This window comes from Pseudomonas sp. 2822-17 (assembly GCF_002742485.1).
GTDB lineage: Bacteria > Pseudomonadota > Gammaproteobacteria > Pseudomonadales > Pseudomonadaceae > Aquipseudomonas > Aquipseudomonas cyclaminis.
This window is the reverse complement of sequence record NZ_LJRZ01000350.1, coordinates 137,283-149,832: the sequence shown is the minus strand read 5'-3', so window position 1 is coordinate 149,832 and position 12,550 is coordinate 137,283. Positions and strand designations below refer to the sequence as shown.

The window sequence follows — 12,550 nt, the reverse complement described above, 5'->3', positions numbered from 1 at the left end:
GCAGCTCACCTCTACAGAAAGCATCCCCATCAATCCATGAAGCCCTGAAGCTTCAATTCGATGGAGCGCGGGTTCTCGCCCTCGGCAATCGACAGGATGCCTTCGAGCAACATCTCGCGGTAACGGGATTGGCGCATGGCAATCGACTTGAGCTTGCTCGCCACCGGCAACAGCACCAGGTTGGCACTGGCCACACCATAGATAGTCGCGACGAACGCCACCGCAATACCGCTGCCCAATTGGGAAGGATCGGCCAGGTTGCCCATCACGTGGATCAGGCCCATGACTGCGCCGATGATGCCGATGGTCGGCGCGTAGCCGCCCATGCTTTCAAAGACTTTGGCGGCGTTGATGTCGCGGCTTTCCTGGGTGTAGAAATCCACTTCAAGGATGCTGCGGATCGCTTCCGGCTCGGCGCCGTCGACCAGCAATTGCAGGCCTTTGCGCGAGTAGCTGTCGGGTTCGGCATCCGCCACGCCTTCCAGGCCCAGCAGGCCTTCCTTGCGTGCGGTGAGGCTCCAGTTGACCACCCGGTCGATGCCACCGGCCAAGTCGACACGTGGCGGGAAGATAATCCAGACCACGATCTGCATCGCACGCTTGAACGAACTCATCGGTGACTGCAACAACGCAGCGCCCACAGTGCCGCCGATCACGATCAGCGCCGCCGGGCCGTTGGCCAGCGCGCCGAGGTGACCACCTTCGAGGTAGTTGCCGCCGATAATGGCGACAAACGCCATGGTGATGCCGATCAGGCTCAACACATCCATCAGAGGCAGGCCTCCACCAGATGCTTGCCGATGTCGTCCAGGCTGTACACGGCGTCGGCCAGGTCAGCCTTGACGATGGCCATCGGCATTCCATAGATCACGCAGCTGGCTTCGTCCTGGGCCCAGATCGCGCTGCCGCCCTGCTTGAGCAGACGCGCGCCTTCACGGCCATCGGCGCCCATGCCGGTAAGCACTACCGCCAGAACTTTGTCGCCGTAGGACTTGGCTGCCGAACCGAAGGTAATGTCCACGCACGGCTTGTAGTTGAGGCGCTCGTCACCCGGCAGGATTTTGATTGCGCCACGGCCGTCGACCATCATCTGCTTGCCGCCCGGGGCCAGCAACGCCAGGCCCGGACGCAGGATGTCGCCATCCTCGGCTTCCTTGACGCTGATGCGGCACAGCTTGTCCAGACGCTCGGCAAAGGCTTTGGTAAACGCCGCCGGCATGTGCTGGATCAACACGATCGGCGCCGGGAAGTTGGCCGGCAGTTGGGTCAGTACGCGCTGCAAGGCCACTGGGCCGCCGGTAGACGTACCGATGGCAACGAGTTTGTAGGCCTTGCGCTTGGGCGCTGGCGAATGGGAATGCCCAGCCGCCGGTGCCGAGGTGCGTACCGGCGGCGGCGCGGGCCGGGCAACCGGTGCAGGCGCCGGGCGACTGAACGAGGAACTGGTAGGTGCAGCCGCAGGCGCTACCGGGGCAGGCGCTGGCGTAGGCGCGCTGAACAGGCTGCGACGGTTACTGCGGGAAATGCTGTGGACTTTCTCGCACAGCATTTGCTTGACCTTCTCGGGGTTGCGCGAGATGTCTTCGAAATTCTTCGGCAGGAAGTCCACCGCACCGGCATCCAGCGCATCGAGGGTCACTCGGGCGCCTTCATGGGTCAGCGAGGAGAACATCAATACCGGGGTCGGGCAGCGTTGCATGATGTGACGGACTGCCGTGATGCCATCCATCATCGGCATCTCGTAGTCCATGGTGATCACGTCCGGCTTCAGCGCAATGGCTTGATCAATCGCCTCTTTGCCGTTGGTGGCCGTACCGACCACCTGGATGCTTGGATCGGCGGAAAGAATTTCCGAGACGCGGCGGCGGAAGAAACCCGAATCGTCCACCACCAGGACCTTGACTGCCATAAACACTCCGTTAGGTGGGGCGGGCATTACCGCCCTGCCCCACCAGAATCAAATACGCCGTGCGGCGTAACGCTTGAGCATGCTCGGAACATCGAGAATCAGCGCGATCCGACCGTCACCGGTGATGGTCGCACCCGACATGCCCGGGGTCCCCTGCAGCATTTTGCCCAAAGGCTTGATGACCACTTCTTCCTGGCCAACCAGTTGGTCGACGACAAAGCCGATCCGCTGGGTGCCCACCGAGAGAATCACCACATGGCCTTCGCGCTGTTCTTCATGGGCAGCCGATGCAACCAGCCAGCGCTTGAGGTAGAACAGCGGCAGCGCCTTGTCGCGCACGATCACCACTTCCTGGCCGTCCACCACGTTGGTGCGCGACAGGTCGAGGTGGAAGATCTCGTTGACGTTGACCAGCGGGAAGGCGAACGCCTGGTTGCCCAGCATCACCATCAGGGTCGGCATGATCGCCAAGGTCAACGGCACCTTGATCACGATCTTGGAGCCCTGGCCCTTGGTCGAGTAGATGTTGATCGAACCATTGAGCTGGCTGATCTTGGTCTTCACCACGTCCATGCCCACGCCACGGCCCGACACGTCGGAAATCTCGGTTTTGGTCGAGAAGCCTGGGGCGAAGATCAGGTTGTAGCACTCGGTGTCGGTCAGGCGGTCGGCGGCGTCCTTGTCCATCACGCCACGCTTGACCGCGATATTGCGCAAGATCGCCGGGTCCATGCCCTTGCCGTCATCGGTGATCGACAGCAGGATGTGGTCGCCTTCCTGCTCCGCCGCCAGAATCACCTTGCCGCCACGGGACTTGCCCGAGGCTTCGCGTTCTTCCGGCGTTTCGACGCCGTGGTCGACAGCGTTGCGCACCAAGTGGACCAGCGGGTCGGCCAGGGCCTCGACAAGGTTTTTGTCGAGGTCGGTTTCTTCACCCACCAGTTCCAGGTTGATCTCTTTCTTCAGTTGGCGCGCCAGGTCACGAACCAGGCGCGGGAAGCGGCCGAAGACTTTCTTGATCGGCTGCATCCGGGTCTTCATCACCGCGGTTTGCAGGTCAGCGGTCACCACGTCGAGGTTCGACACGGCCTTTTGCATGGCTTCATCACCACTGCTCAGGCCCAGGCGCACCAGACGGTTACGCACCAGCACCAGCTCGCCGACCATGTTCATGATGTCGTCCAGGCGCGCGGTATCAACCCGCACGGTGGTTTCGGCTTCACTGGCAGGTTTTTCCGGTGGCGGTGGCGCCGCAGCACGCGCAGGTGCTGGCGCCGGGGCGGCTGGCTTGGCCGCTGCCACAGGGGCAGGTGCAGGCGCGGCGGCCTTGGCGGCAACCGGTGCCGCCGTGGCCACAGCCGCCGTCGAGGCGACTTCGGTGAACTTGCCCTTGCCGTGCAAATCGTCCAGCAGCGCTTCGAATTCGTGATCGGAGATCAACCCATCGTCCGCAGGCTTGGCACTGGCGGCCGCAGCAGGCGCTGCCGCCACTTCCGGCAGGGCGTCGACCGCAAACGTGCCTTTGCCGTGCAACTGGTCCAGCAAGGCTTCGAATTCGTCATCGGTGATGTCGGTGCTGGCCGGGGCCGCAGGTGCTTCGACAGCCGCGACAGGCGCCACCGCATCGGCGGCAAACTGGCCCTTGCCGTGCAACTGGTCGAGCAGCGATTCGAACTCGGCGTCGGTGATGTCTTCGCTGGTCGGCGCCGCTGGCGGGGCAACGGCGGCCGGCGCTTCAGCCTCGGCCTTGACGGCACTGAGGGAGTTGAGCAACTGCTCGAACTCACTGTCGGTCACGTCCGCTTCAGGCTCCGCCACCGGCTCAGGCTCAGCCTCGACCACCGGCGCTGCCGTGGTGTCGGCCGGCTCTGCATAGCGCGCCAGGGCGGCCAGCAGTTCCGGGGTGGCCGCGGTGATCGGGGCACGTTCGCGAACTTCGCTGAACATGCCGTTGACCGCATCCAGTGCTTCGAGAATCACGTCCATCAACTCCGAATCAACGTGACGCTCACCCTTGCGCAGGATGTCGAACACGTTCTCGGCGATGTGGCAGCACTCCACCAGCTCATGGAGCTGGAGGAAGCCGGCGCCCCCTTTTACAGTATGAAAACCGCGAAAAATTGCATTGAGCAGGTTCGCATCATCCGGTCGGCTTTCCAGCTCGACCAGTTGTTCGGACAGTTGCTCTAAAATTTCGCCGGCCTCTACAAGGAAATCCTGAAGGATCTCTTCATCGGCGCCGAAGCTCATGTGGGTGCTCCTTAGAAGCCTAAACTGGATAACAGGTCATCTACGTCATCCTGACCTGACACAACGTCTTCACGTTTATCGGCATGAATCTGCGGACCTTCACCCTTGGCGAGATGTTTTTGTGGATCTTTTTCAGAGAGGATCGCTTCGCGGTCATGTTCGATGCCGGCAAAACGGTCTACCTGGCCAGCCATGAGCACCAATTTGAGCAGATTGCTTTCCACTTCGGTGACCAACTGGGTCACGCGCTTGATCACCTGACCGGTGAGGTCCTGGTAATCCTGGGCCAGCAGGATGTCATTGAGGTTGCTGGCGACCGTGCGGTTTTCCTGTTCGCTGCGCGACAGGAAACCGTCAACCCGACGGGCCAATTCACGAAACTCTTCAGCCCCCACTTCACGACGCATGAAGCGGCCCCAGTCAACGCTCAGCGCCTGGGCTTCAGTGGCCATGCCATTGACCAGAGGCGTGGCGTTTTCCACCAGGTCCATGGTGCGGTTGGCCGCGGCCTCGGTCAGCCTGACCACATAGGACAGGCGTTCGGTGGCATCAGTGATCTGCGAGATTTCTTCGGCCTGGGGCATGTGCGGGTCAATCTGAAAATTGACGATCGCACTGTGCAGCTCGCGTGTGAGCTTGCCCACTTCCTGGTACAGGCCGCGGTCACGGGTCTGGTTGAGCTCATGGATCAACTGCACCGCGTCGCCGAAATGGCCTTTTTCAAGGCTGTCGACCAACTGGTGAGCATGCTTTTTCAGGGTGGACTCGAAGTCTCCCTGTGACGATTCGTTATGCTCCATAGCTCCCCCGCGATGGCATTAGCCGTGGATGCGTTCAAAGATCTTTTCGATCTTCTCTTTCAAGGCCTGTGCAGTGAATGGCTTGACCACGTAACCGTTGACCCCGGCTTGGGCGGCTTCGATGATCTGCTCACGCTTGGCTTCGGCGGTTACCATCAACACGGGAAGACTGCGCAATTTTTCGTCGGCGCGCACGTGGCGCAACAAGTCGATGCCCGTCATGCCCGGCATGTTCCAGTCCGTTACCAGAAAGTCGATGCTCCCGCTGTTGAGGATCGGAATCGCCGTAAGGCCGTCATCCGCCTCGACCGTGTTTGTGAACCCAAGGTCACGCAACAGGTTTTTTATGATCCGCCGCATCGTTGAGAAGTCATCAACGATGAGGATTTTCATGTTCTTGTCCAATTCGACCTCCAAGCAGTCTTAAACGCGCCCAGCACCTGGACGCGCCATTTCAATCAACAGGCATTACACAAAAAGGACTGCCGGGGGCACCACGGATCGAACCCGCGATGGCCTATCACCATCGCGGTATCGCTTTGCAGTGCTCCCCACACTGCCTGTCAGCGCGCTCGCCACTCTCCCAAACGCCCCCGCAAGCGGGCTGCGCATTGGCTGTGCAACTGGCTGACACGCGATTCGCTGACCCCCAGGACCTCACCGATTTCCTTGAGGTTCAGCTCTTCGTCGTAGTACAGCGCCAACACTAACCGCTCGCGCTCGGGCAAGTTGGCAATGGCGTCCGCCAATGCGCCCTGGAAGCGTTCATCCTCCAGGTCACGTGACGGCTCCATGTGCGCGCTCGCGCCGTCCTCGTGCAACCCTTCGTGTTCGCCGTCCTGCAACAGGTCGTCGAAACTGAACAGGCGGCTGCCCAAGGTATCGTTCAAAATCCCGTAGTAATCGTCGAGACTCAATTGGAGTTCGGCCGCAACTTCGTGATCTTTAGCGTCGCGGCCGGTTTTTGCTTCAATTGCACGAATTGCGTCACTGACCATGCGCGTATTGCGGTGCACCGAACGCGGTGCCCAATCGCCTTTACGCACCTCATCGAGCATCGCGCCACGGATGCGGATGCCCGCATACGTCTCGAAACTCGCGCCTTTGCTGGCGTCGTATTTGGTCGACACTTCGAGCAAGCCGATCATGCCGGCCTGGATCAGGTCTTCGACCTGCACGCTGGCAGGCAGGCGTGCCAACAGGTGATAGGCGATACGCTTGACCAGCGGCGCATAGCGCTCAATCAACTCACCCTGACTGTCACGGGCAGACTTCTTGTAGGCGTTGTAGCCGTTCGCTGTCATAGCACCGGTCCTGCGCTCGTCTGATGTACCAATCGCTCGACGAAAAACTCCAGATGCCCCCGTGGGTTGGCGGGCAACGGCCAGGTATCGACCTTCTGGGCAATAGCCTTGAACGCCAGTGCGCATTTGGAACGAGGGAACGCTTCGTAGACCGCACGCTGCTTTTGCACAGCCTTGCGCACACACTCGTCGTAGGGAACTGCGCCGACGTATTGTAAGGCGACATCGAGAAAGCGATCCGTGACCTTGGTCAACTTGGCGAACAGGTTGCGCCCTTCCTGCGGGCTCTGGGCCATGTTGGCCAGGACGCGGAAGCGGTTCATGCCGTAGTCACGGTTAAGCAGTTTGATCAGGGCGTAGGCGTCGGTGATCGAGGTGGGTTCATCGCAGACCACCAGCAACACTTCCTGCGCGGCGCGCACGAAGCTGACCACGGACTCGCCGATCCCGGCGGCGGTGTCGATCACCAGCACGTCGAGGTTGTCGCCGATATCACTGAATGCCTGGATCAGGCCGGCATGTTGCGCCGGGCTCAGGTGCACCATGCTCTGGGTGCCGGAGGCGGCCGGCACGATGCGGATCCCACCGGGGCCCTGGAGCAGCACATCGCGCAGCTCGCAGCGCCCTTCGATCACATCGGCAAGGGTATGTTTGGGCGTCAGTCCCAGCAGAACGTCGACGTTCGCCAACCCCAGGTCAGCGTCCAGCAGCATGACGCGACGGCCAAGCTCTGCCAGGGCCAGGGACAAATTCACTGACACGTTAGTTTTCCCGACGCCACCTTTGCCGCCGGTCACCGCGATCACCTGTACGGGATGCATGCTGCCCATTTTATTTCTTTACCTTGTCTTGCTTAGACGCAGGCTACATGGCTTGGCCGCGTGAATCGCTTGCAGACCATCGATGTAGGTACATTTCACGGTGTTCATCCTGACTTCAACCGACCCGTTTTGCCGGGTTGTGGTAGAGGTCGGCGAACATATCGGCCATCGCTTCCTCGCTAGGCTCTTCTTGCATTTGCACGCTGACGGCGCGGCTGACCAACTGATGACGGCGCGGCAGATGCAGATCATCCGGGATCCGCGGCCCGTCGGTCAGGTAGGCAACCGGTAGTTCATGGCTGATAGCCAGGCTCAACACTTCGCCCAGACTGGCGGTTTCATCCAGTTTGGTCAGGATGCAACCGGCCAGGCCGCAGCGCTTGTAGCTATGGTACGCAGCGGTAAGAACCTGTTTCTGGCTGGTGGTTGCAAGCACCAGGTAATTTTTCGACTTGATGCCACGCCCGGCCAGGCTTTCCAGCTGCATGCGCAACGCCGGGTCGCTGGCTTGCAGGCCAGCGGTGTCGATCAGCACCACGCGCTTGCGCAGCAGCGGGTCGAGGGCGTTGGCCAGGGATTGGCCCGGGTCGACGTGGGTCACCGGCACATTGAGGATGCGGCCCAACGTCTTGAGTTGCTCCTGGGCGCCGATGCGGTAGCTGTCCATGCTCACCAGCGCGATGTTGTTCGCGCCGTACTTGAGCACATAACGCGCTGCCAGCTTGGCCAGGGTGGTGGTCTTGCCCATGCCGGCAGGGCCGACCATGGCAATGATACCGCCCTCTTCCAGGGGTTCGATTTCCGGGGTAGTGATCATCCGCGCCAAGTGGGCCAGCAACATGCGCCAGGCCTGGCGTGGTTCTTCGATTTCGGTGGTCAGGGCCAGCAGGTCGCGGGACAACGGGCCGGACAAGCCGATGCGTTGCAGGCGGCGCCATAGGTTGGCCTGTTGCGGTTTGCTGCCTTGCAGTTGCGTCCAGGCCAGTGAGCCGAGCTGCACTTCGAGCAGTTCGCGCAGGCCGTTGAGTTCAAAGCGCATCGAGTCGAACACACGCTGGTCGACAGCCGCGGCCGGGGCTGGCGCGGCAGGACGCGGCGGCTCGACGAAGGTCGGCTCAACCAGGGGCTCGGCAGCGGTCAGCGGCAGGCCGGCGAACAACTGGCGATTGGTGGTGGTATCGCTGTCGCCACGCATGCTCAGTTCAGCCTGGGCCGAGACGATGCGCGAGGCGGTCTTGCGCAGCTCGTCTTCGAGCTCCATGTTCGGCACACGGGGCGCCAGTGCCGAGGGGGTGTAATCCAGGGCAGCCGTCAGCTCGACACCACCGGCAATACGACGGTTGCCGATAATCGCGGCGTCGGCGCCCAGCTCATCACGGACCAGTTTCATGGCCTGACGCATATCGGCGGCGAAAAAACGCTTCACTTGCATAACCCACTACCCTCAGCCGTTGGGCCCTACTGTCGCGACGATAGTCACTTGCTTGTTGTCAGGAATTTCCTGATAAGCCAAAACGTGCAAATTCGGTACTGCCAGGCGTCCAAAACGCGACAACATCGCGCGGACCGGGCCTGCCACCAGCAGAATCACCGGTTGGCCCTGCATTTCCTGGCGCTGCGCGGCGTCGATCAACGAGCGCTGCAGCTTTTCAGCCATGCTTGGCTCCAGCAGAACGCCCTCTTCCTGGCCTTGTCCTGCCTTCTGAATACTATTGAGCAATATTTGTTCCAACCTTGGTTCCAAGGTGATCACAGGCAGCTCGGAGTCAAGCCCTACAATGCTTTGCACGATTGCGCGGGACAATCCGACACGCACCGCAGCCACCAGCGCGGCAGTATCTTGACTCTTGGCGGCGTTGTTGGCGATGGCCTCGGCAATGCTGCGAATGTCGCGTACCGGCACCTGTTCGGCCAGCAACGCCTGCAGCACCTTGAGCAATTGCGACAGCGACAGCACGCCCGGCACCAGCTCTTCTGCCAGTTTTGGCGAGGCTTTGCCCAGCAAGCCGATCAATTGCTGGACTTCCTCGTGGCCGATCAGCTCGTGGGAGTGCTTGTACAAAATCTGGTTGAGGTGGGTCGCAACCACGGTGCTGGCGTCGACCACGGTGTAGCCCAGGGATTGCGCCTGGCTGCGCTGGCTGATTTCGATCCACACCGCTTCCAGGCCAAAAGCCGGATCTTTGGCGGTAATGCCGTTGAGGCTGCCGAACACCTGGCCGGGGTTGATCGCCAACTCGCGGTCCGGGTAGATCTCGGCTTCGGCCAGGATCACGCCCATCAGGGTCAGGCGGTAGGCGCTCGGGGCCAGGTCGAGGTTGTCGCGGATGTGCACAGTGGGCATCAGGAAGCCCAGGTCCTGCGACAACTTCTTGCGCACCCCCTTGATCCGCGCGAGCAATTGGCCGCCCTGGTTGCGGTCCACCAGCGGAATCAGACGGTAGCCGACTTCCAGGCCGATCATGTCGATCGGGGTCACGTCGTCCCAGCCCAACTCCTTGGTTTCCTGGGCGCGGGCCGGGGATGGCAACAGTTCCTGCTGACGGGCGATCTCCTGTTGGGCAATCACTTTGACCTGGTTCTGCTTCTTCCAGAACAGGTACGCGCCACCGCCGGCCAGGGCCGCCATGCTGAGGAACGAGACGTGGGGCATGCCCGGCACGATGCCCATGATCGCCATGATGCCCGCCGCCACGGCCAGGGCCTTCGGCGAGGCAAACATCTGCCGGCTGATCTGCTTGCCCATGTCTTCGGAGCCCGACGCACGGGTCACCATGATGGCCGCAGCTGTAGATAACAACAGTGATGGCAATTGCGCCACTAAACCGTCACCGATGGTCAGCAAGGCGTACACCTTGCCCGCATCGCCGAAGGTCATGCCGTGCTGGAAGATACCGACGGCGATACCGCCAATCAGGTTGATGAACAGAATCAACAGGCCGGCGATGGCGTCACCGCGCACGAATTTGCTGGCACCGTCCATGGAACCATAGAACTCGGCCTCCTGAGCCACTTCCAGGCGGCGGCTCTTGGCCTGGTTCTGGTCGATCAGGCCGGCGTTGAGGTCGGCGTCGATGGCCATCTGTTTGCCGGGCATGGCATCGAGGGTAAAGCGCGCGCTCACCTCGGAGATCCGCCCGGCGCCCTTGGTCACCACCACGAAGTTGATGATCATCAAGATCGCGAAGACCACGATACCGACCACGTAGTTACCGCCGATCACCACCTCACCGAACGCCTGGATCACCTTACCGGCGGCGGCGTGGCCGTCCTGGCCGTGGAGCATCACCACGCGGGTGGAGGCCACGTTCAGCGCCAGTCGCAGCAGGGTTGCCACCAGCAGGATCGTCGGGAACACCGCAAAATCCAGCGGCCGCAAGGCGTACACGCAGACCAGCAGGACCACGACGGAGAGGGCAATGTTGAAAGTGAAGAACACGTCCAGCAGGAACGGTGGCATCGGCAACATCATCATTGCCAGCATCACCAGCAACAACAACGGCACACCCAGATTGCCTCGCGAGAGGTCAGTCAGGGTCGTACGGGCCGTGCCGAGCATTTGAGAGCGATCCACCACCGGTATTCCTCGTTTCCTTGAAGCAAACTTTTGACGCCGGGAGGCGTCCTGAAGGCGGTATTGCAAGAAGCCTTCCAACTTTGCCTTTGAGGGTGTGGATCGCTACAGACGCCCGAAATATCGCGGATGCAAGAAATCCAAATGTGGGAGGCGGCAAGCCCGCTCCCACATTCGAGCCTTTAAACAGGCTTTATATTTGCGGCCTGCGGGCCTTTTTGTCCTTGTGACACCTCGAATTCTACTTTTTGGCCTTCTTCAAGGGTCTTGAACCCCTCCCCAGTGATTGCCGAATAGTGGACAAACAAGTCAGCACTCTTGTCATCGGGGGTAATAAAACCAAAGCCCTTCTCCGCGTTGAACCACTTCACCGTACCCGTCGCCATCGCCGTTCTCCTTACACTTCAATTAAGGACCTGCACCGGTTTCGTCAGATCAGTTTGATGTCGCATGCATAGATGCCATCGGGCCGATGAATCATCCGAAACGACACATTCTGGCCCTGCGAAAGCCTGCGGCCATCCGAGCTGCGCAGATCTACTGACACCTCATCCCCACCACCATCCGGCGCAATTGAGCCTCTACCGGTCTGCGGGTCATAAGATTTGACTCTGCCTGTAAACAACTGCATCACCTCACTTCCTGCATCTTATTGCGCAGTGCCTGAAGGCTATAAAACAGCGAGAAGGTGATGCTGGCTACTGTCAAAGTTGACAGGTAGACGGAGATTGTCGATCGGTGGTAGTCGAATAAATCAGGAATCGCGCCGCAATTCCGGAGGGATCGGCAGGTCTTTGAGCGGATCCGGGCGTTTGCCCTTCCCTGCGCGGTACTGGCGAATCTGATAGACATACGCCAGTACTTGGGCCACCGCCAGGTACAACCCGGCAGGGATTTCCTGGTCGAGGTCGGTGGAGTAGAAGATCGACCGCGCCAGTTCCGGGGATTCGAGCAACAGGATGTCGTTGGCGACGGCGATTTCGCGGATTTTCAAGGCCGTGAAGTCGCTGCCCTTGGCCAGCAGCATCGGCGCGCCGCCCTTCTCCGGGTCGTACTTGAGGGCCACGGCGTAGTGCGTCGGGTTGGTGATGACCACATCGGCGTCGGGCACCGCGCCCATCATCTTGCGCTGGGACATTTCCCGCTGCAGTTGGCGGATGCGTTGCTTGACCTCGGGCCGGCCTTCCTGGTCCTTGTGTTCGTCGCGCACTTCCTGCTTGGTCATCAGCAGTTTCTTGTGGCTTTCCCACAGCTGGATCGGCGCATCCACGGCCGCAATGATGATCAGCCCGGCGGCCATCCACAGCGCGCTCCAGCCGACCACCTGCACGCTGTGGATGATCGCCGACTCCAGCGGTTCATGGGCGATGCGCAGCAGGTCGTCGATGTCGGACGACAATACCATCAGCGCTACAAACAGAATCAGGATGAACTTGGCCAGGGCCTTGAGCAGCTCCACCAGGGCCTTGGCAGAGAACATGCGCTTGAGGCCCGCCGCCGGGTTCATGCGGCTGAATTTGGGCGCCATGCTGCCCGCGGCGAACAGCCAACCGCCGAGGGCGACCGGGCCGATCAACGCAGCCAGCAGCAAAGTGATCAGGATCGGCTGCACCGCCAGGATCGCGATCTTGCCCGAGTGCAGCAGGTATTGCCCCATGGCATCAGGATTGAGCAACACTTCGCGGGGCAAGGTGAAGTTGTGCTTCATCAACTCCAGCAGATCCAGCGCCAGGCCACCGCCGTAGATCAGCAGGGCGCCGGCACCGGCCATCATGGTGGCGACGGTATTGAGTTCTTTGGAGCGCGCAATCTCGCCCTTTTCCCTGGAGTCCTTTTTACGTTTCTCCGTGGGGTCTTCTGTTTTGTCCTGACCACTCTCGCTCTCGGCCATG

Annotated in this window: 12 protein-coding genes; all 12 read right to left on the bottom strand. The window is 60.9% G+C overall.

Features of this window, described 5'->3' with window-relative positions; genetic code table 11:
* Positions 1 to 29: 29 nt before the first annotated feature.
* A complete protein-coding gene (locus AOA60_RS09135; protein WP_099584141.1) occupies positions 30 to 770 on the bottom strand; it encodes a flagellar motor protein in 741 nt (246 codons plus the stop codon).
* Complete coding sequence (locus AOA60_RS09130; protein WP_099584140.1) at positions 770 to 1,909, bottom strand: chemotaxis response regulator protein-glutamate methylesterase; 1,140 nt, start codon at positions 1,907 to 1,909, stop codon at positions 770 to 772. The genes AOA60_RS09135 and AOA60_RS09130 overlap by 1 nt, the downstream gene beginning before the upstream one ends.
* 48 nt (positions 1,910 to 1,957) lie before the next feature.
* On the bottom strand, positions 1,958 to 4,159 hold the full coding sequence (locus tag AOA60_RS09125) for a chemotaxis protein CheA (RefSeq protein WP_099584139.1): 2,202 nt from the start codon (positions 4,157 to 4,159) through the stop codon (positions 1,958 to 1,960).
* Between the two features lie 11 nt (positions 4,160 to 4,170).
* The gene (locus AOA60_RS09120) at positions 4,171 to 4,959 is read right to left on the bottom strand and encodes a protein phosphatase CheZ (RefSeq protein ID WP_099584138.1); all 789 of its coding nucleotides are present in this window, start codon (positions 4,957 to 4,959) and stop codon (positions 4,171 to 4,173) included.
* Positions 4,960 to 4,977: 18 nt separating this feature from the next.
* The gene (locus tag AOA60_RS09115; RefSeq protein WP_160385018.1) at positions 4,978 to 5,352 is read right to left on the bottom strand and encodes a chemotaxis response regulator CheY; all 375 of its coding nucleotides are present in this window, start codon (positions 5,350 to 5,352) and stop codon (positions 4,978 to 4,980) included.
* A gap of 170 nt (positions 5,353 to 5,522) precedes the next feature.
* Positions 5,523 to 6,263 carry an RNA polymerase sigma factor FliA gene (gene fliA, locus AOA60_RS09110; protein WP_015885174.1) on the bottom strand — a complete coding sequence of 247 codons (741 nt, stop codon included), beginning with the start codon at positions 6,261 to 6,263 and terminating at the stop codon, positions 5,523 to 5,525.
* Positions 6,260 to 7,093: a flagellar synthesis regulator FleN gene (gene fleN, locus AOA60_RS09105; RefSeq protein ID WP_003192912.1), complete on the bottom strand. Its 834-nt coding sequence runs from the start codon at positions 7,091 to 7,093 to the stop codon at positions 6,260 to 6,262. Before fleN ends, fliA begins: the two co-directional genes overlap by 4 nt.
* A gap of 106 nt (positions 7,094 to 7,199) precedes the next feature.
* Positions 7,200 to 8,516, bottom strand: coding sequence for a flagellar biosynthesis protein FlhF (flhF, locus tag AOA60_RS09100; RefSeq protein WP_099584137.1), 1,317 nt, complete (start codon positions 8,514 to 8,516; stop codon positions 7,200 to 7,202).
* A 12-nt stretch (positions 8,517 to 8,528) separates the two neighbouring features.
* Positions 8,529 to 10,658, bottom strand: a complete 2,130-nt coding sequence (flhA, locus tag AOA60_RS09095; protein WP_099584164.1) for a flagellar biosynthesis protein FlhA — start codon at positions 10,656 to 10,658, stop codon at positions 8,529 to 8,531.
* 182 nt (positions 10,659 to 10,840) lie between these two features.
* Positions 10,841 to 11,044, bottom strand: a complete 204-nt coding sequence (locus tag AOA60_RS09090; protein WP_099584136.1) for a cold-shock protein — start codon at positions 11,042 to 11,044, stop codon at positions 10,841 to 10,843.
* Positions 11,045 to 11,088: 44 nt separating this feature from the next.
* The gene (locus AOA60_RS09085; protein WP_099584135.1) at positions 11,089 to 11,289 is read right to left on the bottom strand and encodes a cold shock domain-containing protein; all 201 of its coding nucleotides are present in this window, start codon (positions 11,287 to 11,289) and stop codon (positions 11,089 to 11,091) included.
* Positions 11,290 to 11,412: 123 nt separating this feature from the next.
* The gene (gene flhB / locus AOA60_RS09080) at positions 11,413 to 12,549 is read right to left on the bottom strand and encodes a flagellar biosynthesis protein FlhB (protein ID WP_099584134.1); all 1,137 of its coding nucleotides are present in this window, start codon (positions 12,547 to 12,549) and stop codon (positions 11,413 to 11,415) included.
* Position 12,550: the final 1 nt, after the last annotated feature.

Excerpts from the sequence above, each read along its gene's own strand:
- fliA (WP_015885174.1), bottom strand. The coding sequence starts at position 6,263 with ATGACAGCGAACGGCTACAACGCCTACAAGAAGTCTGCCCGTGACAGT.
- flhF (WP_099584137.1), bottom strand. The coding sequence starts at position 8,516 with ATGCAAGTGAAGCGTTTTTTCGCCGCCGATATGCGTCAGGCCATGAAA.
- AOA60_RS09115 (WP_160385018.1), bottom strand. The coding sequence starts at position 5,352 with ATGAAAATCCTCATCGTTGATGACTTCTCAACGATGCGGCGGATCATA.
- fleN (WP_003192912.1), bottom strand. The coding sequence starts at position 7,093 with ATGGGCAGCATGCATCCCGTACAGGTGATCGCGGTGACCGGCGGCAAA.
- AOA60_RS09090 (WP_099584136.1), bottom strand. The coding sequence starts at position 11,044 with ATGGCGACGGGTACGGTGAAGTGGTTCAACGCGGAGAAGGGCTTTGGT.
- flhB (WP_099584134.1), bottom strand. The coding sequence starts at position 12,549 with ATGGCCGAGAGCGAGAGTGGTCAGGACAAAACAGAAGACCCCACGGAG.
- AOA60_RS09135 (WP_099584141.1), bottom strand. The coding sequence starts at position 770 with ATGGATGTGTTGAGCCTGATCGGCATCACCATGGCGTTTGTCGCCATT.
- AOA60_RS09130 (WP_099584140.1), bottom strand. The coding sequence starts at position 1,909 with ATGGCAGTCAAGGTCCTGGTGGTGGACGATTCGGGTTTCTTCCGCCGC.
- AOA60_RS09125 (WP_099584139.1), bottom strand. The coding sequence starts at position 4,159 with ATGAGCTTCGGCGCCGATGAAGAGATCCTTCAGGATTTCCTTGTAGAG.
- AOA60_RS09085 (WP_099584135.1), bottom strand. The coding sequence starts at position 11,289 with ATGCAGTTGTTTACAGGCAGAGTCAAATCTTATGACCCGCAGACCGGT.
- AOA60_RS09120 (WP_099584138.1), bottom strand. The coding sequence starts at position 4,959 with ATGGAGCATAACGAATCGTCACAGGGAGACTTCGAGTCCACCCTGAAA.